The organism is Mycobacterium sp. 852002-10029_SCH5224772 (assembly GCF_001667315.1).
In the GTDB taxonomy this organism is placed as follows: Bacteria; Actinomycetota; Actinomycetes; order Mycobacteriales; family Mycobacteriaceae; genus Mycobacterium.
In genome coordinates this window covers 92,184-114,170 of sequence record NZ_LZHT01000015.1, presented here as the reverse complement: position 1 = coordinate 114,170, position 21,987 = coordinate 92,184, and the positions used below count along the sequence as shown (strand labels likewise).

18 protein-coding genes and 2 tRNA genes are annotated in these 21,987 nt (G+C 68.7%); 10 read left to right on the top strand and 10 right to left on the bottom strand.

The features are described 5' to 3' along the window. Positions 1-39: 39 nt before the first annotated feature. Both A5775_RS05240 and A5775_RS05235 read left to right on the top strand, forming a co-directional pair. On the top strand, positions 40-1,143 hold the full coding sequence (locus A5775_RS05240; protein WP_082952894.1) for a virulence factor Mce family protein: 1,104 nt from the start codon (positions 40-42) through the stop codon (positions 1,141-1,143). Positions 1,144-1,146: 3 nt separating this feature from the next. After that, the gene (locus tag A5775_RS05235; protein WP_067248587.1) at positions 1,147-2,697 is read left to right on the top strand and encodes an MCE family protein; all 1,551 of its coding nucleotides are present in this window, start codon (positions 1,147-1,149) and stop codon (positions 2,695-2,697) included. A gap of 17 nt (positions 2,698-2,714) precedes the next feature. On the opposite strand, the gene A5775_RS05230 is transcribed toward A5775_RS05235, so the two are convergent. The 5 genes from A5775_RS05230 to A5775_RS05210 are packed head-to-tail and all read right to left on the bottom strand — an operon-like array spanning position 2,715 to position 12,699. After that, entirely contained in the window at positions 2,715-3,470 is a 756-nt protein-coding gene (locus tag A5775_RS05230; protein ID WP_082952882.1) for a TVP38/TMEM64 family protein, read from the bottom strand. An 8-nt stretch (positions 3,471-3,478) separates the two neighbouring features. Then, positions 3,479-5,185 (bottom strand): exodeoxyribonuclease V subunit alpha, encoded by a 1,707-nt coding sequence (gene recD / locus A5775_RS05225; RefSeq protein WP_067248983.1) that lies wholly within the window; start codon positions 5,183-5,185, stop codon positions 3,479-3,481. Between the two features lie 11 nt (positions 5,186-5,196). Beyond that, positions 5,197-8,499 (bottom strand): exodeoxyribonuclease V subunit beta, encoded by a 3,303-nt coding sequence (gene recB / locus A5775_RS05220; RefSeq protein ID WP_067248584.1) that lies wholly within the window; start codon positions 8,497-8,499, stop codon positions 5,197-5,199. After that, positions 8,499-11,795 (bottom strand): exodeoxyribonuclease V subunit gamma, encoded by a 3,297-nt coding sequence (gene recC / locus A5775_RS05215; protein ID WP_067248581.1) that lies wholly within the window; start codon positions 11,793-11,795, stop codon positions 8,499-8,501. Before recC ends, recB begins: the two co-directional genes overlap by 1 nt. Before the next feature lie 37 nt (positions 11,796-11,832). After that, positions 11,833-12,699, bottom strand: coding sequence for a cyclopropane mycolic acid synthase family methyltransferase (locus A5775_RS05210; protein WP_067248576.1), 867 nt, complete (start codon positions 12,697-12,699; stop codon positions 11,833-11,835). Positions 12,700-12,862: 163 nt separating this feature from the next. Here A5775_RS05210 and A5775_RS05205 point away from each other — a divergent pair, with 163 nt between their 5' ends. From A5775_RS05205 to A5775_RS05190, 4 genes are read left to right on the top strand one after another with little or no spacing between them, the layout of a single operon-like run. Continuing rightward, positions 12,863-13,378, top strand: coding sequence for a nitroreductase family protein (locus tag A5775_RS05205; protein WP_067248572.1), 516 nt, complete (start codon positions 12,863-12,865; stop codon positions 13,376-13,378). Positions 13,379-13,427: 49 nt separating this feature from the next. Next, positions 13,428-14,177, top strand: a complete 750-nt coding sequence (locus A5775_RS05200; RefSeq protein ID WP_067248568.1) for a class I SAM-dependent methyltransferase — start codon at positions 13,428-13,430, stop codon at positions 14,175-14,177. A gap of 27 nt (positions 14,178-14,204) precedes the next feature. Continuing rightward, positions 14,205-14,672: a cyanase gene (gene cynS, locus A5775_RS05195; RefSeq protein ID WP_067248565.1), complete on the top strand. Its 468-nt coding sequence runs from the start codon at positions 14,205-14,207 to the stop codon at positions 14,670-14,672. Then, complete coding sequence (locus A5775_RS05190; RefSeq protein WP_067248562.1) at positions 14,673-15,677, top strand: patatin-like phospholipase family protein; 1,005 nt, start codon at positions 14,673-14,675, stop codon at positions 15,675-15,677. 111 nt (positions 15,678-15,788) lie between these two features. Here the strand turns inward: A5775_RS05190 and A5775_RS05185 are convergent, their stop codons facing one another. From A5775_RS05185 to A5775_RS05165, 5 genes are all read right to left on the bottom strand, one after another. After that, positions 15,789-16,268, bottom strand: coding sequence for a hypothetical protein (locus tag A5775_RS05185; protein ID WP_067248559.1), 480 nt, complete (start codon positions 16,266-16,268; stop codon positions 15,789-15,791). Further along, on the bottom strand, positions 16,265-18,685 hold the full coding sequence (locus A5775_RS05180) for a molybdopterin oxidoreductase family protein (RefSeq protein ID WP_067248555.1): 2,421 nt from the start codon (positions 18,683-18,685) through the stop codon (positions 16,265-16,267). Before A5775_RS05180 ends, A5775_RS05185 begins: the two co-directional genes overlap by 4 nt. A gap of 56 nt (positions 18,686-18,741) precedes the next feature. After that, positions 18,742-19,437 (bottom strand): crotonase/enoyl-CoA hydratase family protein, encoded by a 696-nt coding sequence (locus A5775_RS05175; RefSeq protein WP_067248552.1) that lies wholly within the window; start codon positions 19,435-19,437, stop codon positions 18,742-18,744. A gap of 16 nt (positions 19,438-19,453) precedes the next feature. Then, positions 19,454-20,287, bottom strand: coding sequence for a hypothetical protein (locus A5775_RS05170; protein ID WP_067248980.1), 834 nt, complete (start codon positions 20,285-20,287; stop codon positions 19,454-19,456). A gap of 70 nt (positions 20,288-20,357) precedes the next feature. Beyond that, positions 20,358-21,071, bottom strand: a complete 714-nt coding sequence (locus tag A5775_RS05165) for an MBL fold metallo-hydrolase (protein WP_067248549.1) — start codon at positions 21,069-21,071, stop codon at positions 20,358-20,360. 131 nt (positions 21,072-21,202) lie between these two features. Here A5775_RS05165 and A5775_RS05160 point away from each other — a divergent pair, with 131 nt between their 5' ends. The 4 genes from A5775_RS05160 to rpmG all read left to right on the top strand — a co-directional run bounded on the left by A5775_RS05160 (position 21,203) and on the right by rpmG (position 21,970). Beyond that, positions 21,203-21,409 (top strand): type II toxin-antitoxin system VapB family antitoxin, encoded by a 207-nt coding sequence (locus tag A5775_RS05160; protein ID WP_067248547.1) that lies wholly within the window; start codon positions 21,203-21,205, stop codon positions 21,407-21,409. A gap of 150 nt (positions 21,410-21,559) precedes the next feature. Next, a tRNA-Thr gene (locus A5775_RS05155) sits at positions 21,560-21,632 on the top strand. A 51-nt stretch (positions 21,633-21,683) separates the two neighbouring features. After that, positions 21,684-21,757 (top strand) — tRNA-Met (locus A5775_RS05150). A 45-nt stretch (positions 21,758-21,802) separates the two neighbouring features. Continuing rightward, complete coding sequence (gene rpmG, locus A5775_RS05145) at positions 21,803-21,970, top strand: 50S ribosomal protein L33 (protein WP_067248545.1); 168 nt, start codon at positions 21,803-21,805, stop codon at positions 21,968-21,970. The last annotated feature ends 17 nt before the right edge of the window (positions 21,971-21,987 follow it).

Here is a 21,987-nt window from a genome sequence, read left to right as displayed (position 1 = left end):
CGGCGCCTGATCATCGGAGCCGCCAGCCGCGGGCTGGCGATGCTGCTGGCCGTGGTGATGTTGACGTCCTGCCATTGGCGGGGCATCGCTGACATGCCGCTACCGGTCGGGCGCGGCACGGGCGCCGACCACATGACGATTTACGTGCAGATGCCAGATACCTTGGCGCTGAACACCAATAGTCGGGTCAGGGTCGCCGATGTATGGGTCGGCACGGTGCGTGCCATCACCCTGAAGAACTGGATCGCGACGCTGAGACTGGATCTCGATCCGGGCGTGAAGCTACCGGCAAACGCGACCGCCAAGATCGGCCAGACCAGCCTGCTGGGCACTCAGCATGTCGAGCTGACCGCGCCGAAGACCCCGTCCGCGCGGCCATTGAAGAGCGGCGACACGATCGCACTGAAGGATTCCTCGGCGTACCCCACCGTCGAACGCACGTTGGCAAGCGTCGCGGTGATCCTCAGTGGTGGCGGCATCGCGAATCTCGACTCGATCCAGACCGAGGTCGTCAACGCCCTCGATGGCCGCGCCGATCAGATCCGCGAATTCCTCGGGCGGTTGGACACATTCATCACCGAACTGAACCGCCAGCGCGACGACCTCACCCGCGCCATCGACTCGACCAACGAGCTCCTGGCCATCTTCGCGGACCGCAAAGACACACTGGACCAAGTTCTGACCGACATCCCGCCGCTGATTCAGCATTTCGCCGACACCCGCGAGCTGTTCGCCGACGCCACCGAATCCCTGGGCCGATTCAGCAGCGCCGCCAACCGGGCGTTGGCCGGGGCCCGGCCCAACCTGGACCGGGACCTGCGGTCGCTGCAGCGGCCGCTGCGCCAACTCGTCCTGGCCGGCCCGTTCGTGGCCGGAGCGCTGAAGTTGGGTCTTACAGCGCCGTTCAACATCGACGACGTCAAGCAGGTGATCCGCGGTGACTACGTCAACGTGTCCGCCGCGCTCGACCTGACACTGTCGACCATCGATAACACGATGCTGACCGGAACCGGCTTGTCCGGCGCGTTGCGGGCGCTCGAGCAGTCGTGGGGACGGGATCCGGACACCATGATCCCGGACGTGCGCTACACGCCGAACCCCAACGACGCCCCGGGAGGGCCGCTGGTGGAAAGGGGTGAATGAAAGATGCTGCCCCGCTTGATAAAAACGCAGTTGGTGCTGTTGACGGGCGTGGCGGTGGCCGCGGTGGTGATCCTCGGCTGGTACTACCTGCGGATACCGAGTTTGGTCGGCGTCGGCCGCTACACCCTGTATGCCGAATTGCCGCAATCCGGGGGCCTGTACCGCACGGCCAACGTCGCCTATCGGGGCATCACCATCGGCAAGGTCACCGGTGTCGAACCAACCGAGCGCGGCGCGCGCGCGACGATGAGCATCGAGAACGGCTACCAGATACCGACCGACGCGTCGGCCAATGTGCACTCGGTCTCGGCGGTCGGCGAGCAATACATCGACCTGGTTGCGACCGCCAACCGGGGCCCGTACCTGCGCGACGGACAGACGATCACCAAAAGCACGGTGCCCAGCCAGATCGGCCCCGCCCTGGATGCCGCCAACCGCGGGTTGGCGGTGCTGCCCAAGGACAAGGTGGCCGCACTGCTGTACGAGTCGTCGCAGGCGCTGGGTGGGCTGGGGCCGTCGCTGCGCCGCCTGGTGGATGCCACCCAGGCGATCGCCCACGACATGCGGGGCAGCATCGATGACGTCGACGACATCATCGGGCGGTCGGCACCGATCATCGACAGCCAGGCCGATTCCGTTGGCACGATCAGGCGTTGGGCCGCCAACCTGAGCACGGTGACCGGGCAGACCGCGCAGAACGATCAGGCGTTGCGCAGCGTTCTGGCCAACGCGCCGCCGACGGCCGCTCAGGTCAACACCACGTTCGGCGACGTGCGGGAGTCGCTGCCGCAGACCCTGGCCAATCTCGAGGTCGTCATCGACATGCTCAAGCGCTACCACAATGGCGTCGAGCAGGCGTTGGTGTTCCTGCCGCAGTCGGGTGCGATCGCCCAGTCGGTGACCGCGCAATCTCCCGGCCAGGCCGCCCTCGGCGTCGGCGCCATATCGCTCAACCAACCACCGCCATGCCTGACCGGCTTCTTGCCGGCATCGGAATGGCGGGCTCCGGCCGACACCACCACGGCGCCGCTCCCGGCCGGCATGTATTGCAAGATCCCCATGGACGCGACGAATGTGGTTCGAGGGGCGCGCAATTACCCGTGCGTCGACGTGCCGGGCAAGCGGGCGGCGACCCCGCGCGAATGCCGCAGCACCGAACCCTATGTGCCGGTGGGCACCAACCCCTGGTACGGCGACCCCGATCAGATACTCACCTGTCCTGCGCCGGGCGCGCGCTGTGACCAACCCGTGAAGCCCGGTCAGGTGATCCCGGCGCCGTCCGTCGACAACGGCCTCAACCCGCTGCCCGCCGATCAGGTGCCCGGCACACCGCCGCCGAAAAGCGATCCGTTGCAGCGCCCCGGATCGGGCAGCGTCCGGTGCAACGGGCAGCAACCCAACCCGTGCATTTACACGCCGGCGACGCTGCCCACCGCGCTCTACGACGTGCGCAGCGGCACGGTCGTGGGTCCCGACGGTGTGGTGTATTCCGTTGCGAATTCGACCAACATCGGGGACGAGGCGTGGAAGAAGATGCTGGGGTCACCGCGCTGACACACGCGGATAACCCATCAGGGCTGCCCGGTGTGCGGATCCGGGTCCGGCGTGTCGCCACTGCCGCGGCCGTGTCCACGCCATTGCCGGTATCCGCGATGCGCGGCGAACGCGCCGGCGACGGCGGTCACGCACCACACCGCGATCGCGGCGTAGGCCAGCGGCGAGGAGCGGTTGGCGATCGAGGCGCCCAGCGCGGTGTAGACGAAGGCCCGCGGAACCGATCCGATGAACGCGCCAACGGCCATCTGCCACAGCGGAACTCCGAACGCCCCGAACGCGTAGGAGGCCAGCGCGTCCGAGATCCCGGGGACGAACCGCTGCCCGACCACCGCCCACAGCCCCCGGCGCCCGATGAGGGCGTCGATGCGGTCGGACCGGGTCGCACCCAACAGCGCCCGGGCGCTGTCGCGCCCGGCCCGCCGCCCGACGAAACTCGCGACGATCGCGGTGCCCACCGTCGCGCCCAGCGTCACGAACACGCCCAGCAGCGGACCGAACAACAACCCACTGCCCGCGGCCAGAATCGAGCCCGGAACGAACAGCGCGCCGAGCACGGCCGAGACGACGACGTAAGTCAGTGGCGCGGCCGGACCGGTGGCCGACACCACCTGCCGGACCTCCTCGATGTCGATCACGTGCGCGACGGCCACCAGGTAGAACACCAGGGCCAGGAAGGTGACAAACACGGCGAGGCGCAAAAAGTGGCCGCGTCGCGACGCGGTCGGCGATGCCGCCCGCGATGTCGGTGTGGGACCGTCGTTGTCGTCCATGCCGGCTGTCAACTCGTCGCGGCGTCGGCCCGCAGCCGCTGCCGCAATCCGGTGGCCCGCATCGCGCGGCGCTCGATGGCGGCGCGCACCGAGGCCTCGGGTCCCACCACCCGCACCTTGGCCTTCGCCCGGGTCACCGCCGTGTAGAACAGTTCCCGCGTCAGCAATCGCGAATCCTCCGGCGGTATCAACACCGTCACCTCGTCGGCCTGGCTGCCCTGACTCTTGTGGATGGTCATGGCATGCATGGTCTCGACCTCGCCGAGGCGGCTGGTCGCGAAGTCCAGCGGTCCGGTGGCGCCGGCGATGACGGCCCGCAAGCCGTCCGCGCCGGCCACCGTCACGCCGGTGTCTCCGTTGTAGAGCCGCAGCCCGTAGTCGTTCGCCGTCACCAACACCGGACGCCCGGCGTACCACTGCGACCAGGCGGGCTGGCCGGTCGCTTCGGCAATCCATTTGTGCACCAGTGTGTTCCAGTGCGTCGCCCCGTAGGGTCCCTCGCGGTGCGCACACAACAGCCGGTGCTCGTCCAGCGTGGCCAGCGCCTCTGTCGACGCGCCCACCAGCGCGGCCGATCGCAGCCGCAGCGCGTGCGCGACGAGTACCTCCCGCAGCCGATCGGCCGGACGCCCGGACTCCACCCACTCGACATGCTCACCGCCGGCCGCCAGCAGCTCCACGACCCGGTCCGCGTCACCGACCCGGATCGCTTCTGCCAGCGCGCCGATCGACGTGCCGAACCGGTGTGGCGTGTGCAGCGCGGCGACCCGCACGTCACCGCGGGCGGCCAGCCCGTCCACCAGGTCGGCCAGCACGGCGCCCGCCTCGACCGAGGCCAACTGGTCGGGGTCGCCGACCAGAATCAGCCGGGAGTCCGGCCGGATCGCTTCAACCAGCCGCGCCATCATCGTCAACGACACCATCGACGTCTCGTCCACCACGACGACGTCGTGCGGCAGCCGGTTGGCGCGATTGTGCTTGAACCGCACCGATGTATCCGGCCGCGGTCCCAGCAGCCGGTGCAGCGTGGTGCCCGGCAGGCCGGTCAGCCGCGCCCGGTCGACCGGGCGGAGCTTTTCGGCTCCCGCGGCCACCGCCTCGGCCAGCCGCGCCGCCGCCTTGCCGGTCGGTGCGGCCAGCGCGATCCTGGGCGGCGGCAGACCGGCCCGCTCGGCCTGCTCGATCAGCAGGGCGAGCAGCCGCGCGATCGTGCTGGTCTTCCCGGTGCCGGGGCCGCCGGTCAGCACGGTCACCGCCTGCGACACCGCGATTTCGGCGGCCACCCGCTGTTCTTCGTAGCCGGGCTCGAAAAGCCGGTCATAGCTGGATGATTCGACGACGACGGGTGCGGCCGACAGGGACAGCAGGTCGGTGCACACCTGCTCTTCCTCGAGCCAGTACCGGTCGAAGTACAGCAGATCGCCGAAAAGACGCAGCACCGGTGGCGGTCCGAGCAAAGCACTGGCCCGCACCGCCGCCAGCCAGTCGTCGGCGGCGGGCCACGGCAGGTCGGCGTCGCTGACCTGGGCGGGCGCCGCGCGCAGATCCACACAGACCGAGCCGCCCCGCAGCGCGCGCACCACCAGGGCGACCGCCAACGCCACCCGCTCGTCGGACTCATGGATGAGCGCGGTGAGCCGTTGCGCGACATGGACATCTGCGGCCTCGAGGACACCGGCATCGCTGAACGTGCGCAGCAACCCGGTCGCCGACATCACCTCCACCGTCACGCGGGCACCCCCTGGGCATCGAGCAGGTCCGACACGGCCGCGATCAACGACGCCGGCGGCTGCCAACTGAAGACGCCGGCCGGGTGCCCGTCGAGCACCGGGGTCTCCGCACCGCACATGCCCCGCACGAACAAGTAGAGGACACCCCCGAGATGCCGGACCGGGTCGTAATCGTCTACCCGCCAACGTAAGAACCGGTGCAGCACTGCGCAGTACAGCAGCGCCTGCAGCGGATAGTCCGAATGCAGCATCGCCTCCGCCATCCGTTGCCGGTCGTAGTCGGCGGCCGTCAGCGGCCGCTCCGGATCCCCGAGCCGGTTGGTCTTGTAATCCACCACCACGAAGCGGTGCCCCGTGCCGTCGGGAATGCGGAGCACGGCGTCGATCGAACCGGTGAGATAACCGCGCAACGACTGATCACCGAGCGCGGGGTCACTCAACCGGTCGGCATACGACGCCAGCGGATCGTCGGCCGGGAGGTGCTCGCGCAACAGCGGCGCCAGATCCGCCAGTCGGACCTCGGGCGCGACCGAGGGACGATCGCCGCCGGCCAGCGGAAGCTCAAAATCCAGTTCCCGCAATCGATCCGAGCGCCCGATGTGGCGCAGCGTCAGCCCGCCCGCCAACGGGCCCAGCGGCGTGTCGTGCATCGGCACCATCGCGGCGGCCAGCGCCTCGGGGGTGACGGCGACCGGCCACCACGCCGAGTGCTCCCGGATGTGCGCCTCTAGCTCGGCCGCCAGGTCCGCGGCGAACGGGTCGGCCGTCTCCAGCACGGCGTGGACCAGGGAGCCGAACGTGGCGCCCGCCGGAAGGTCCGCCATCGGCGAGGGCACGTCCGGCCCGGCCACCGGCGAGGCCAACGGGATATCACCCACCTCGTCGTCGAGTTCGGCGGCGTCGGGTTCGCTGCCGACCCCGCTGGCCTGGGCCACCCGGATCAGGCCGGAATAGGAGGTGCGCCGCCACGTGGTGTCGATGCTGCGGTGGAAGTGGCGGCTGTCCAGGTGCGGGGGCATCGGCGCGGGCGGCAGCGGCGGGGCCGGCGCCACCAGCGAGTCCTCGATGACCGGCCCACCGGCCGCCTCCCACTCCCGCAACCGGGCCAGGGCGTCGTCGTCGGAGACCTTCGCGGGTTCGCACCGGTCCGGAACCACGGGTTCGCCGGGCCGCCGCCCGCGCAGCAGCCGCGACAGGCCGCCGTTGGGCTCGTAGTACGCCGGTGACCACCATGCGACCACCTGGGACTGCGCCCGGGTCAACGCGACATAGGTCAGCCTGCTGTCGTCGCTGGCATCCTCTTTACGACCCAGCCGCTCAACGGTTTTGAAGTCCGGGCTGTCCCTGCCGCCGACGTGTAGGCAACGCGCGCCATCCTCGTCGTGGAACAGCACCACGTCGCTGTCCTGGGTGTTGCGGTTGAACGCGAACGGCAGGTACACGATCGGGTATTGCAGGCCCTTACTGACGAAGACCGTCATGATCTGGACGGCCGCGGCGTCGCTGTCGAGCCGGCGGTTGCGTTCGGGTGCGCCGCCGCGCTCGTCGCGTTGCCGTCGCAGCCAGTCGCGCAGCGCCGGCAGGGTGTAATGCTCGCGGTGCGCCACCTCCTGCAACAGCTGGGTGATGTGCGCCAGGTCGGTCATGTGCCGCTCACCGCCCCGCCAGCCGAGCACTCGATCGCGCATCCCCAACAGTTGGGCGGCTTCGAAAATGGCCGCGACGCCGCGTTCGCGGGCATGACCTGCCCACTCCCGCAGGGCTTTCGCGATCCGATCCGTGAGGGCGTCACCGCCGACCGCCAGCGTTTGGGCGGTCTCGCCGAAGAACATCGTCGCGGCGGCGGCCCGCACCATGCCGGGCCGGTGCGGTTGGTCGAACGCCTCCAACAGGCACAACCAGTCCTCGGCCGCATCGGAGGTGAACACGTCGGTGTTCCCGGTGTAGACCGCCGGGACACCCGCATCGCAGAGCGCGTGGAAGCAGGCGTGCGCGTCCCGGTGCCTTTCCACGATGACGGCGATGTCGCGGGCCTGCAGCGGTTCACCGTCGAACGTGGCGCCGCCGGCCAGCAGGGCGCGGATGTCGGCGGCGAGATCGGCGCCGATGTGTTCCCGCAGCTCGTCGATGGGCAGGTTCTGAATGCCGCGTCGGCCCAGCGTCTTTCGCGATACAACACGCAGCCGGAACGGATCGTTGCGCGGCGCGCCGGCGAGCCGATGACCCCGGTGATGAGCGCCGACGTCGTTGACCACGATCGCGGGGTCACCGAGCTGGGCGCCGCGCAGCACCACCTGCAGCCGCTGCAGCAGCGCGGAGTCGCTGCGCCAATTGGTGTCCAGCGTCCTGCGCCGGCCCGCCGTCTCGGCCGCCCGCAGGTAGGTCACGATGTCACCGCCGCGGAACGCATAGATCGCCTGCTTGGGGTCGCCGATGAGAATCACGGTGGAACGCCCGCTGAACGCGCGGTCGATCACCTGCCATTGCACCGGGTCGGTGTCCTGAAACTCGTCGACCATGACGATCGGCCAGCGTTGATGCATGCGCAGCCGGGCGGGGGAGTCGTCGGTGGCCAGCGCGTCGGCCAGCCGGGTCAGCAGATCGTCGTAGCCGAGGACGCCCAGCCGGCGCTTACGCGTATCGAGCTCGGCGAGAACGTCATTGGCGAACCTGAGGCTGACGGCGGCCCGCGAATCGGGGTCCGGATCGCGCGGCCGCAGCTGCGTCGACGGGTTGTTGACCACCTCGCGCGCCAGCCTCAGCGCTTCGGAATAGTGCAGCGCCGGGTCGTCGCGTTGCTGTCCGAAGTGCGCCAGGTACAAGTCGTCGACGATCTCGACCACCAGGTCGTCGAGGCTGTCGAGCAGGGTCACGCTCGCGGCGGTGTCGCCGGCCACGCCCAGCGAGCGCAGCACCAGCTGGCAGAACTGATGGGTGGTGGCGATGGTCGCCGCATCGAAGCCGGCCAGTGCGTCGCGAAGACGCTGCCGACGCACCGCGCGTTGATCGTCGGTGCCCTCCAGCAGGTACGCCACCAACTGGTTGTCGCCGACCGTCGACGGGTCGTCGAAAGCGCGTACGGCGTCGACGATTTGGCAGCGGACACGTTCCCGCAGCTCCTGGCTGGCCGCGCGGCCGAACGTGATGAGCAGCATCTGATCCAGGCTCGCCGCACCGTCGGCGAGATACCGCGTCACCAGACCGGCCAGCGCGAACGTTTTGCCGGTCCCGGCGCTGGCCTCCAGCACGGTGGTGGAGCGCTCGGCCGGCAGCGCGCCCAAGAGGTCGAAGCGCTCCATCAGACCGGCCTCCGCTCGGCGCGCAGCATCGGCAGCCAGAGCCGGGCCGCGTAGGCGCCGAGCCGGTTGTCTTCGCCGTCGCACTCCTCGCCCGGCCGCACCGGCTGCATCAGGTCCTCCAGCGGCGCGCCGCGACCCCACGCCCGCACGTGCGCGGGCGCCTGGTCCTCGCCGGGGTAGCGGTCACTGGATCTCCATCGGCGCCGCGCCTCGGCCGCCGGGTCGTCGCCGCCGTGCCGGGCGGCCGCCCACGCATAGGACGTCTTGACGGGCAGCGGAAGCGGCTCCCGCCGTCCCGCATCGTAGATTGTCACCAGCTCGCGCAGCACCCCGACGGGATCGCCACCCGGCGGCGCCAGTCCCTCCGTCCGGATGCTCCTACCCCGGCGCATCCGCCCGATGCACACCGCCGACCAGTCGCGGCCGCGGTCGTGAGCCGCCAACGCCAGCAACGGAATCCACGACTCGAGCAGGTGCTTGCCGTCCAGCCTCGAATAGGTCACCGAGACCAGGGCATCGCCGTAGACGGGGGACACCGTGCCGGTGAGCCGACGCCCGGCGCCCAGGTCGATGTCGACGTCATAGGCGGCGGCGTCGGCGGGGCGATGACGAAGCGCCTCGAGCGCCAACGTCGCGGCCTGCTCGCGAATCTCGGTGACCTTGCGCCATCCCAGCTGACCCGGAGGCAGTGTGCCGCGACGCCATTCGGCCTGCCGCGCATCATCCGGACTCATCCCGCGCAGGATGTCGCCTAGCATCCGGTCGCCGACGGTCCACTCCTCGAGGCCGTCGATGTCGACCGGCATGGCATCTTGGACGCCGTCGACGTCGTAGGGCAGCGTGAATTCCAGCGCGCGGAAAAAGCCTTTCACCGGGTCCTTGAAGAAGCCGACGAGGTCGGCGAGGTTGACGTCGCCGGCCGGCGGGGGCGGCAGCGGCGCCGCAATGAACCGCGGTGCTTCGGTGTGTTCGCCGGCGGCCGCGCGCGCCGCGCGCAGCACCGTGGGGTCGAAACTGAACGGCATCCCGGGCACCAGTTCACCGGGGATGACGTTGCGAATGTCGAAGGGCTGCAAGGGATGCTCGACCACGATACGGTGGCGAACCTTCGTGGCCGTGGTCATGTCGAGGGTGTCCAGCAATTCGGCCAGCGGCACCGCGGGCGGGCGTGGCTGCCCCGAATATTCGTTGGCGCCGGTGTAGGTGATCACCAGCTTTTCGGTGGCGGCGCCGATCGCGTCGAGCAGCAATTGTCGGTCCTCGGAGCGGATGTCGCGTTCCCCGGTCATCGGGCGGCGGGCCAGCACGTCGTCCCCGTCGGCGACGCCGAGGCGCGGGAACAGTCCGTCGTCGAGGCCGACGAGGCACACCACCCGGTGGGGGACCGAGCGCATCGGCACCATGGTGCATACCGTCAGGGTGCCGGTGCGGAAGTTGGCCCGCGTCGGTCGCCCGGCGAGGTGCCGGGTCAGCAGCGCGCGAATGTCGGGCAGGCGCAGCATGGTGTCGCTGCGCGACCCGGCGTGCCCCAGGGCCGCGGCGAACTCTCGTTGCACCTGACCGGCCTGCCATTCCTCGGCGTCGTACACCCGCGTCAACAGCGTGATGCCGTCGGCGAGGGTGGCCAGCCACTCGGCCAATGGTCTTGTGCCGGTGAGGGAGTCGACCACGCGCTGTAGGCGGGCTACGAATTCGGCGAACTGACCGGCCAGCGGGACGCGGTTGCTGCTCACGTCGTCGAGCGGCAGTGTCGCGTCGATCCACGCGTTCGAGTCATCGGACATCGCCACGCCGGCCAATATCCGGTCGATGCCGAAACGCCATGTGTTGTGCACGAAGTCGACGTGGTAGGGCCGCCGATGCTCCTGGTCGAGTCCCCACCGGATGTTCGCCTGCCGCACCCAGCGGGTGATGGCCTCCAGATCGTCGTCGGTGAAGCCGAAACGGGCCCGCACCGGCGCGGCCTGTGCCAGGTTGAGCACCTCACTGGCCGTCACCCTGCCGCCGGCCAGCGCCAGCAGCTGGGCGGCCACCTGCAGCAGCGGGTTGGTCTGGATCAGTGAACGATCCGCCAGCCGCACCCGCAGCTGGTGGGCGGGATGCGCGCCGTGCACCACGTCGCCGAGCCCGAAGTCGGCCACGATCAGCGGCGCGTAGGTCTCGATGTCCGGGCACATCACCAGGATGTCGCGCGGCTCGAGCGTCGGGTCGTCGGCCAACAGGCCCAGCAGCACCTCGCGCAGCACGTCGACCTGGCGGGCCGCGCCGTGGCAGCTGTGGATCTGCACCGATCGGTCGTCGTCGGCGAGCGTGCGCCCCTGCGACCGAACGACATCGGCGGCGATGTCGGACTGCACCCAGCCGAGCAGCGTGTCCGGGCGCGCCTCGCCGGGCAGGTACTCGTCGGTCTGCGGGTCCGCCGGCAGGCCGCGCTGGAGCTCGCGCACATCCCGTCCGAGCGTGGCGAGCAGTGGATGGCGCACGGCCCGGTGGCTGGTGTCCCCGCGCCGGGGGATCGCCCCGTGCGCACCGGCCAGCGCCCGCCACAGCCGGTCGCTGGGGTGCGGCAGCCACAGATGCAGCTCGTGGTGGATGGCCACCGCGGCCAGCAGCTCGGAATCGGTACGGGACAACCGGGTGTGCCCGAACAGCGACAGCCGCCCCGGCAGGTCGCTGGGCGCCTCGGAAAGCCGCGCGAGGGCGTTGGCGTGGCGAACGTGCGGCGGATCGGCCGCCACCCGCGAAACCAGCGCCCGCCACAGCTCCGGCTGCCAGCGCAGGTCCTCGTCGAGCTCACCCGGGTCGCCGCCCAGCCAGTCGAGCAGCAGTTGCGGGCGTTGCCGGGCGTAGGAGGCGAACAGCCCGGCCAGCCGGCGGGCCACCTCGTACCGGCGGCCCCGGCGCAGCTCGGCCTCCGCGCCGGTGTGGAAGTGCCCGACATGCGTTGCCAGCGTGCGGCACCACGGTTCGTCCAGCGAACAGTCGATCGCCTCCAGCAGCGGCCAGGCCATGGCCTCCGGCGACCACGGATCGGCGTCGGCCGTGCCGGTGATCTCGGCGATCAGCGAGCCCGGACTGCGGAACGAAACCCCCGCGCACACGCCGCCGGAAACCCCGCCGCCGCCGGCGCGACCGAGCACATGCGACAGCCGTTGGCTCAGCCAGCGCTCCACGCCGCGCGCCGGGACCACGACGAGTTCGGTGGCGAACGGGTCGGCCGGCGGATCGGCCAGCAGAGCGCCCAGACCGTCGGCCAACAGATCGGTGCGCTCGGCGCGGTGTAGATGAAGCGGCATTGCGCTGTCACGATAAACCCCCGGCGCCCGGCGGGGCCTACTTCGTCAGCGTGAACTGGTTGACGTCGATGTATCCGGCCCGGAATGCGTTGGCGCAGCCGGTCAGATAGCGCATGTAGCGCTGGTAGACCTGCTCGGACTGAATCGCGACGGCCTCGTCGTGGTGCGCCCGCAGCGCCTCGGCCCAGCAGTCGAGGGTGCGGGCATAGTGCAGCTGCAGCGACTGCCGGCGTTTCAGGTTGAAACCCATCTTGGAGGCGTGGAACTCCACCATCTCGATCGCCGGCAACTGGCCGCCCGGAAAAATTTCGGTGGCGATGAATTCGTTGAAGCTCGTCTGCTCCTCGGACAGTTGCAGGCCGCGTTCGACCATCTGCTGCGGGGTCAGCATGGTGATCGTGTGCAGCAGCATCACCCCGTCGTCGGGAAGGGTGCGATACGCCATGGCGAAGAAGTCGTCGTAGCGGTCATAGCCGAAATGCTCGAACGCGCCTATGGAGACGATCCGGTCCGCGGTTTCGTCGAACTCTTCCCAGCCGTGCAGCAGTACCCGCCTGCTGCGTTCGGTGTCCAGCGCGTCGAAGAGCTGCTGCACATGTTGCGCCTGGTGTGTCGACAGGGTCAGGCCGATGACGTTGACGTCGTAGTTTTCGATCGCGCGGCGCATGGTGGCGCCCCAGCCGCAGCCGATATCCAGCAGCGTCATCCCGGGCCGCAGGCCCAGCTTGCCCAGCGAGAGGTCGATCTTGCGCAGCTGCGCCTCTTCCAGCGGGATGTCCCGGTTGCGGTCCCAATACGCGCAGCTGTAGGTCATGGTGGGGTCGAGAAACAGCCGGAAGAAGTCGTCCGACAGGTCGTAGTGGGCTTGCACCTCTTTGAAGTGCGGCGTCAGGTTGTCGGCCACGGCGGCTACCCGCCTTTCTGACTCGGGTGCATTCAGTTATCCACGAACGGGCCGCGAGGTTGGTTCACGGCTTTCCCAATATCGCGGTAAGCAAACTTCGACGGCGCCCCTTCGGGCGAGCTTCGTCAATACTTGGGAAAACAGCTGCCGGGAGGTAAACCAGATGGACGCTTGGGACGCGATCTGCGCGCGACGCAACGTGCGCGAGTACCAACCGCGGGCGATCGCCGGCGAGGACCTCAACCGGATCGCCGAAGCCGGGTGGCGCGCGCCGTCGGCAAAAAATCGTCAGCCGTGGGATTTCGTCATCGTCACCGACCGCACCCAGCTGCGGCAGCTGTCCACGGTCTGGCGGGGGGCCGGTCACATCGCCGCGGCGCCGGCCGCGATCGCGATCGTGGCGCCGGTGCCGCCCGACGAGCGTCGCGTGGTCACCGACAACTACGACATCGGCCAGGCCACCATGGCGATGATGATCGCCGCCACGGAGCTGGGAATCGGGACCGGTCATTCGTCGGTGGGGGATCAGGAGAAAGCACGCGCCATCCTGGGCGTGCCCGACGATCACCTGGTGGCTTTCCTGTTCGGTGTCGGCTATCCCGCCGATCGACCGCTGCGCCCGATCCGCGAACCGAATCGCCGGCCGTTTTCCGAGGTCGTGCATTACGGCCGGTGGTGAGGACGCGTGAAAAACCTTCGGCGACTTGCCGAGTCGTAAGCTGAGGGGCGTGCATGACCACCAGGGCGATTACGGAGTCGATGGGTCTTTCCACAAAGTCTCGGCGCGAACCCAGGCGATAGGCATCGGCGCTCAAGCCGCCGCCCTGGCCGTGTGGGCGGGGATCAGCTGGGCGCGCGGCCAACGGCTCAGGGCGGCGCTGGCCGCGGTGTCAAGCGCCGGCATCGCGGGAAACACGCTCCTGTACATGTACGCGACGCGGTCCGGGAAATTCGTTGTGTGGGACCGCGTTCTGCGCGACCTGCGGCTCACCGGCGACGAGACGGTGCTCGACCTCGGGTGTGGACGTGGTGCGGTGCTGCTGGCCGCGGCCAAGCGGTTGCCGCGGGGCCGCGCAATCGGTGTCGATCTGTGGCAGGCGGACCAGACGGACAACTCGCAGCAGGCCACGCTGGCCAACGCGGTCGCCGAAGGCGTCGCCGATCGCATCGAGGTGCACACCGCCGACATGACCGCGCTGCCGCTGGCCGACGACAGCGTCGACGTGATCGTGAGCAACCTGGCCATTCACAACATCGGCGGCCATGCCGGCCGGCGACAGGCGCTCGACGAAGCCGCGCGCGTGCTGCGACCGGGCGGCCGGCTGGCGATCGCGGACCTCTGGGAGACCCGTCAGCACGCCGACCGGCTGCGCGAACTGGGCTGGCGCAACGTGCGACGGCGCAATCTCGGCTGGCGCATGTGGTACGGCGGCCCCTGGTTCTCCACGCGGCTGGTCACCGCGACCAAACCGGGCTGAGGCGTGGTCCCGGCGCGTCCGGCGTGCATGCTGGGACCCATGACGAGAACCGAACTCACCGAACAGATCGTCGTCGCGCGCCTGGCGAAGGGGCTGACGTGGCAACAGCTCGCCGACGCCGTCGGCAGACCGGTGGTATGGACCACCGCGGCGTTGCTCGGACAGCACCCGATCCCGGTCGAGCAGGCCAAGGTCCTGGCCGAGATGCTCGGCCTCGACGCGTCGGCGGTGCCCGTGCTGGCCGGAGCCCCCATGCGGGGCGGGCTGCCCACCGCAGTGCCGACCGACCCGACCGTCTACCGCTTCTACGAAGCACTGCAGGTGTACGGCGGCGCCCTCAAGGAACTGATCGCCGAACAGTTCGGGGACGGAATCATGAGCGCGATCAACTTCAGCGTCGACCTACAGAAGAAGCCGCACCCGTCCGGGGACCGCGTCGTGGTGACCTTCGACGGGAAATTCCTTCCCTACCAATGGGTTTCGTCGGAGAAGTAGATGGCATCGAAAAAGCGCCGGCCGAAACCGGTCGATCTCGTGCTCTCCGGCGGGGGCGTCAAGTTCATCGGTCTGGTGGGCGCCATCGTCGCGCTGATCGATGCGGGTTATTCGATCAAGCGGGTCTCGGGGGTCTCGGCCGGTTCCGTGGTCGCGGCGATCCTGGCAGCCGGCTCCAACGATTCTCAGCTGACCGGTGCGCAGGTCAAGGAGCTCGCCTTCTCGGTCCCGCTGCGCAAGTGGCGCGATGCCGGACCCGTCCCCTATCTCGGTGCGGCCTGGGGGCTGGTCACCGATTCGAGCATGTACCGCGGCGACGCGGCCCACGACTGGATTCGCAGCGAGTTGAAGAACTTCGGGGTCACCGTCTTCGGCGATCTGCACCTCGACGACGACGCCCTGCTCGAAGGGCGGCGCGACAAGCTGGTGGTCACCGTTGCCGACGTGACGGCGGCGCAGCTGGTGCGGTTCCCGTGGGACTATCGGCGGCTCTACGGTCTGGATCCCGATGAGCAGCCGGTGGCCGACGCGGTGCGCGCCTCGATGGCGATCCCGTTCTTTTATCGCCCGGTCAAGCTGACCGGCGCCGACGGCACGACGTCCACCCTGGTCGACGGCGGTGTGCTGTCGAATTTCCCCATCGACACTTTCGACCGGCCCGACGGCGGCGTGCCGCGCTGGCCCACGTTCGGGATCACGGTCCTGCCGAGGCTCACCGAGGGCATCGGCGCGGTGATGCCGGCCCTGAAACCGTTGCGCTTCCTCGAACAGACGGCATTGCTGGAAAGCCTGGTCACCACGATGCTGGCCGGCCACGATCAGACCCATCTCAGCAAGCCGTGGGTCGCGGCGCGCGCCATCGCGGTCGAATCCACCGACGTGGGCGTGCTCGACTTCGACGTCTCCAGGGGCCGCCTCGAAGAGCTCTACGAGAGCGGCTATGCGGCGGCGCAGGCCTTCCTGTCGACGTGGGACTGGCCGGCTTATCTGGACCGGTTCCGGTAAGCCGTCGGCCCGCCGGGTGAAGTGACGGCCCGGCGCGCACGTGTCAGACTGGCGGCGAGGAGGCGAAGGGAACGCGGTGGCGGCTCACGGGCGGCCACCGCGTTCGCGGTTTTAGTTCATCAACACTTGCGGCGAAAGCTCTTTCAGCATCCCGTTGGCCCAGCGCATCTGCCGCAGCGTCTCGGGATGACAGCGCGAGGCCAGGCTCAGCAGCTCGGAATCCTTGGCCGCCTGCGCACCCTGGGCCAGCAACTCCCAATCCAGCGACACCCCCGCCGCCAGCCGGTGAATCCGGCGCAGGTCGGCGAGCAGCATCAGGCCCGGCTCCGGTCGGTGCCGCAGCAAGCCGCCGATCCGCGATTGCAGGAAACCGGTGATCGCGCCGGTGCGCGGGTCGGCGGACAGGCGCAGGCCGTAATGCCGGCCGTGCCGCGCCAACTCGGCGAGGTGATGGCGGGACCAGCCGGCCAGGTCTTGCGCCAGGTGGCTGACGTCCTGGTCGCTGTGGTGGCGCGCGGCGACCACATTGAGTTCATGGGCCAGCTTGCGCTCGGAGCGGTGCAGTTCGCGGATCGCCAGTTTCAGCTTCATGGCCGACTCCCCGCCGATAGGACTTCGGTCACGCCGGCCGACGCCGGCGCCGCGCCCGCGGGTGCCGACCCGTTTCGCTGCGCGTGCCTCCCGCGGACCTTGTGCAGCCGGGCGGCAGCCGTCTTGTAGATCGGCTGCTTGGACACCGGATCCCAATCGGTCAGCGTGAGTTCGTTGCCGGCCCGGTGGTGGCCGTGGCCGGCCCCTTCCTGGTCGAGGTCCCAGTAGCCGTAGTGGAAGGGCACGAACAGGACGCCGTCGCGGATGTCGCGGATCCGCGCCGCGCACCTGATGCGTCCGCGCGGCGTGCTCACCTCGACGAGCTCGCCCTCGGCGATGCCCAGACGGCGTGCATCGCCCGGCGAGACCTCGACCCATACCTCGGGTGCGGCCTGTTGAAGCTGCTGGGCCCGTGCGGTTTTCGTGCGGGTATGGAAGTGATAGACGGTGCGGCCGGTGATCAGCGCGAACGGGAACTCGGGGCTGGTCCGCTCATGCGGTGGAACGTATTCGGCCGCCTTGATGATCGCCTTGCCGTAAGGGTTCATCGAGCGGTATTCGTCGGGCTGCAGCGGGGCGCCGGTGATCAGGTCTTTGCCATATGCCTCGCAGTATTCGGGCTTCGCCCAGAACTTCGCGTCGGCGTAGAGCCGTTCGGTGCCGTCGGGATGTTCTGTGTTACAGGGCCATTGGATGCCGCTGCCGCCGCGCAGCTTCTCGTAGCTCAAACCCGTGTAGTCGCACGGCCGGCCCGCGCTGCATTTCTTCCACGCCTCGAAAGCCGACTCGGCATCGGTCCAGGGCGGAAACGGCTGGCCGTCCTTGTCGCGGAAGTCCATCCGGCGCGCGTAGTCCAGGAAGATGTCGAGGTCCGGGCGCGCGGAACCCGGTGCCTGGACTGCCTTTTCGGACAGATGCACGGTGCGGTCGGCATTGGTGAAGGTACCGGTCTTCTCCGCCCACGCCGCGGCGGGCAGCACGACATCGGCCATCGCGGCGGTTTCGGTCAGGAAGATGTCCTGAACGACGAGGAACAGCCGTTCCTGGGAGAAAATGTCGCGGATGCGGGGCAACTCCGGCAGCGACACCAGCGGATTGGTGGCGGTGACCCACAGCATCCGCAGCGTCCCCTCCTCGGCGTAGCGGAACATCTGCATGGCGTGCGTGGGCGGACCGTAGTGCGGAATCTGCAGGGGCTCGAGGTTCCACAACTGGGCCAACTCGGCGACGTGGGAGTCATTGGACCAGTTGCGGAAACCGGCCAGGTCCCCGTCGGCGCCGCATTCGCGGGTGTTCTCCGCCGTCGGCTGCCCGTTCATCTGCAACACACCGCATCCGGGCTTGCCCAGCATGCCGCGGACCAGGTGAATGTTGTTGACCTGCACGGCCGCCGCGGTGGCCTGATGCGACTGATAGAAGCCCTGCAGCACGGTGGACAGCAGCCGCTTCGCCGTGCCCAGCAGCCGCGCCGCGTGCCGGATGTCCTCGGCCGCAACGCCGCAGATCTCGGCGACCCGTTCGGGCGGGAACTCCTCGACCCGGCCGCGTAGCTCGTCGAAACCGACTGTGTGCGAGTCGATGTAGTCCGAGTCGATCCAGCCGTTGCCGATGATCTCGTGCAGCAGGCCGTTCATCAGCGCCACGTTGGTGCCCGGCACCGGCGCCAGGTGGACGGTGGCGCGCTTGGCGACCGGCGTCAGCCGGGGGTCGACGCAGACGATCGCCGGCGGCGCGTCGCCGGCCAGCCGGTCCAGCATCCGCGCCCACAGCACCGTCTGCGTCTCGGCGACGTTGTGCCCGAACAACGCGATGACGTCGGCGTGGTCGACATCGGTGTAGGACCCCGGCTGTCCGTCGCAGCCGAACGACTCCTTGAGCGCCTCGGCCGCCGTCGCGGTGCACAGCCGGGTGTTGCCGTCGACGTGGTTGGTGCCGATCGCCCCGTGCGCGATGGCGCCCTGGGTGTAGTAGGCCTCCAAGAACAACTGTCCCGACGTGTAGAAGCCGATCGAGCTGGGGCCGAAGTTGTCGAGCAAGTCCCTGGTTCGGTCCACGATCCGCCCCATGGCGGTGTCCCAGTCGCACGGCTTCAGCTCGCCGCCGGTCCTGACCATCGGTGTGGTGAGCCGGTCGGCGGACGCGTTCGCCTGCCAGCCGAACAGATCCTTGGGGTCCAGGCGCCCGTGGTTGACGCGGTCGACGGCCCGCCCGCGCACGCCCACGATCCGCCCGTCCTTGACGGCGATGTCCAGACCGTCGCCGTTAGAGTGCAACACCGCCGCCGATTGCACCCAGCGATCCACCGATTCGGGAGTGATCCCGTCGGCCAGGTAGGTGTCGACCCGCTCCGGCCAGCGGGTGCCGGGTTCATACGGGGTGCGCGTCCCCCAGGGGTTCGCGATGCGATCTATCGTCACGGGCAGAGGACTTCCCCCGCAGCGGCCCCCGAAACCACGTCAGGCAGGTGCCTGGCCTACAGCCCGAATTCGGCTTCGATCCCGTCGATGCCGGCGCGGATGGCCGCCAGGGCGTCGGCCCGAGCGCGCAGCTTGGTCGCGGCGTGGGCGCGCTGATTCAGCCCGGCGAATTCGGTGGCGGCTTCCTCGGCGCGGTCCATCACCATCTCGGGCAGCACGATCTCATCGATAAAGCCTGCGGCAAGGGCGGTTTCACCGAAGAACGTTCTGGCCAGCCCGGCGGCCTGCTGATACCCCGACGGCGTCAGCCTCAGCTTCATGATCTCGCACGCGGCATACGGGATGACCATGCCGATCGCGACCTCGTTGGCCTGGATGTTGTAGGCATGCGCGGCCACCCGGTGATCGCCGGACGACAACAGGAACGCCCCCATCGCGATCGCATGGCCGGTACACGCCATCACCACCGGCTTCGGAAACGACAAGAGGCGATACGCCAGCTCGAACCCGCCTCGCAGCATGTCGATCGCGGGCTGCACCTCGCCGGAGGTGAGGATCTTCAGGTCGAAGCCGCCGCTGAACACCCGCTCGTTGCCGGTGATCACCAGCGCCCCGGCGTTGTCCGCCTCGGCTGTGTCGATCGCGTCGTTCAGCGCCTGCTGCATGGTCGGGCCCAGCGCGTTGACCTTGCCGTCGTCCATCCTGATGATGGCGAGGGAGTCCTTGGTGCTGTAGTGGACCGGGGCGGTCATGGGTGGCTCCTTGCCGTCAGGCGGGCGCGCTGTGGTGTTTGCCCAGATCGTCTTCGGCGTTACTCCAGCGCAGGCTGACATCGGTGGGTTCGTCGAGTTGGCGGGTGCGCCATCTGTCCTGGGTCTCCCGAACCGCGGTGTTGATCCGTTCGATCTCGCTGCGGAAAACCTCGGGCCGGGTCTCCTTGCTGGCGTAGTGGAAGTAGGTCAGCAGGCTGCGCAGCAGCTCCAGCTTCTCCTTTTCCCGCTTCGCCAGGTCATGGGTGGTCATCAACTCGATGCGCTGGACGGGTGGCAGGGCATCCCAGTCCAGCACCACCTCGGTGTGCAGCGGAGAGCGCTCGCGCCGCCAGAACCGCCGGTCGCGCGGCTGAGCGGGTCGGTCGTAGTAGCTGACGGTCCCGGTGAAACGCGACTCGATGCCACTGCCGATTTCGGCGCGGTCGAGCGCGGAATCCCACACCAGGCGCCATTCCTGGCCGGGCGCCAGCACCGGCAGCTCACGGGGCAGTCGCAGTTCGACGACGTCGGCGTAACCGTCGGTGGCGCTTTCGTATTCGGCCACCGTCGGCGGATTGACGAACGCGAACTCGATGTCATACGCGGCGGTCTGGCCGAAATTGCGGACCACGAGTTCGATCACGTGCCAGTCGGCGGGGTGCGGCTCCATGAACACCCCGACGTGCGGGCGGGTTTTTTCCGCCGCCGCGCGGCGATTGCGGGCGATCTGGCTGTTGGTGAAGACCAGGGTGACGACGGCGAGGGCGATCGCCGCCCACGCTGCCCACGCAATCCAGGTGCTGGACCCGACGTCGGTGACCCCATGCCAGCTGTCCTGGAGCCAACCCATGGAATCCACCCTCCGCTTATATCACAGGGCCGGGCGCCGAATGGTCACCATCGAGCGATCACCCCGTTGCTCAGCCACCCATCAGCATTCGCCATTGGTCAAGGTCCGCGGCCCGATACACATAGTTGGAACGCTTGACGTCCGACAGCGAGGCACTGGGCTGCGCCGAATACCAATGCCCCGGAAACACCGTCGGATCACCGGGAAGGGTCGCGAGCCGCTGCAGGCTGCGGTACATCTCGTCGGAGTCGCCACCGGGGAAGTCCGTGCGCCCGCAGCCCTCCAAGAACAACGTGTCGCCGGCCACCAGGCGGCCGTCGAGCAGAAAACACTGGCTGCCCGGGGTGTGGCCCGGGGTGTGCAGCAACTCGATCTCGATATCGCCGATGCTGACCTTGTCATGGTTCTCGTGCGCGGTCAGGTCGCCGAGGCCGATCCCGGTGACTCGCGAAACCCACAGCGCCTCATGGGTATTGACGTGCACCGGCACCGCCGTGCGTTCCAGCAGTTCGGCCAGGCCCTGCAGCGAGAAGCCCATCATCGATCCGCCGACGTGGTCGGGGTGGTGGTGGGTCACCAGCACCCCGGAGAGATGCATACCGTCGGCCTCGAGGGCGTCGAGGAGATCACCGGCGGCGTAGGCCGGGTCGACGACCACGCAATCCCCGGTTTGCCGGTCGCCGATCAGGTAGGCGAAGTTGCGCATCTGCGTCGCCAACATGTCCTCGGCGGCGAAGTCGCGCCCGGAGAGCAGTTGACGAAAGTACAGCCGGTCTTCTGACACGTGACCAGATTAGGACCCGGATCGCGGCGGGCCGCGGGTAGTCCGCCACCGCTTCGATTGCGCCGCCCCGAGGCGGTGACACCCCTGCTGAGCGCCCGGTTGGGCTCGTTTTCAGTGGGTATTGTTGGCGCATGAAGAAGAAGGTCGAAATCGAGGTCGACCTCGAACTGGTCGATGAGGCGATCCGCCGCTTCGGTGTCGCCGGCGCGCGCGAGGCCGTCAATCTCGCGCTGCGCACCCTGCTTCATGAGGACCCTTCCGTCGAAGAGGACGACGAGTACGACGAATTCAGCAACCTCAACGCGTGGCAACCGCGCCGCACCGTCGGGCCCGGGTGAGCCGCGCACCGGCTTCGTCGATGTCGGATGAGCCCGGCGTTTCGGGCAATCACCGTTGGCCACTGTCCAGCGGTACTCGTGGTTTGGTGCCGCTGCGAGCCAGGTTGTACCCTCTTTTAGGCCCGCGCGACTGATCGCTTCGGGTGAACGGCCCCCTTAGCTCAGTCGGTAGAGCGTTTCCATGGTAAGGAAAAGGTCAACGGTTCGATTCCGTTAGGGGGCTCGGCGGACGCCGAGCAGGCGTGGCGGCCCCGGCCCCAAAGGGGTGGCCAGAGGCGATGTAGCTCAGTCGGTTAGAGCGAACGACTCATAATCGTTAGGTCGCCGGTTCGAGTCCGGCCATCGCTACAACAGAACAGCACAGATTTTTTCAAGAATCGAGAGAGAACCGTCATGGCGTCCAGTACCGACGTACGGCCGAAGATCACCTTGGCATGCGAGGTGTGCAAGCACCGCAACTACATCACCAAGAAAAACCGCCGGAACGACCCGGACCGACTGGAGCTGAAGAAGTTCTGCTCCAACTGCGGTAAGCACCAGGCGCATCGGGAGACACGCTAGCGGCGGCCCGCCAGCGT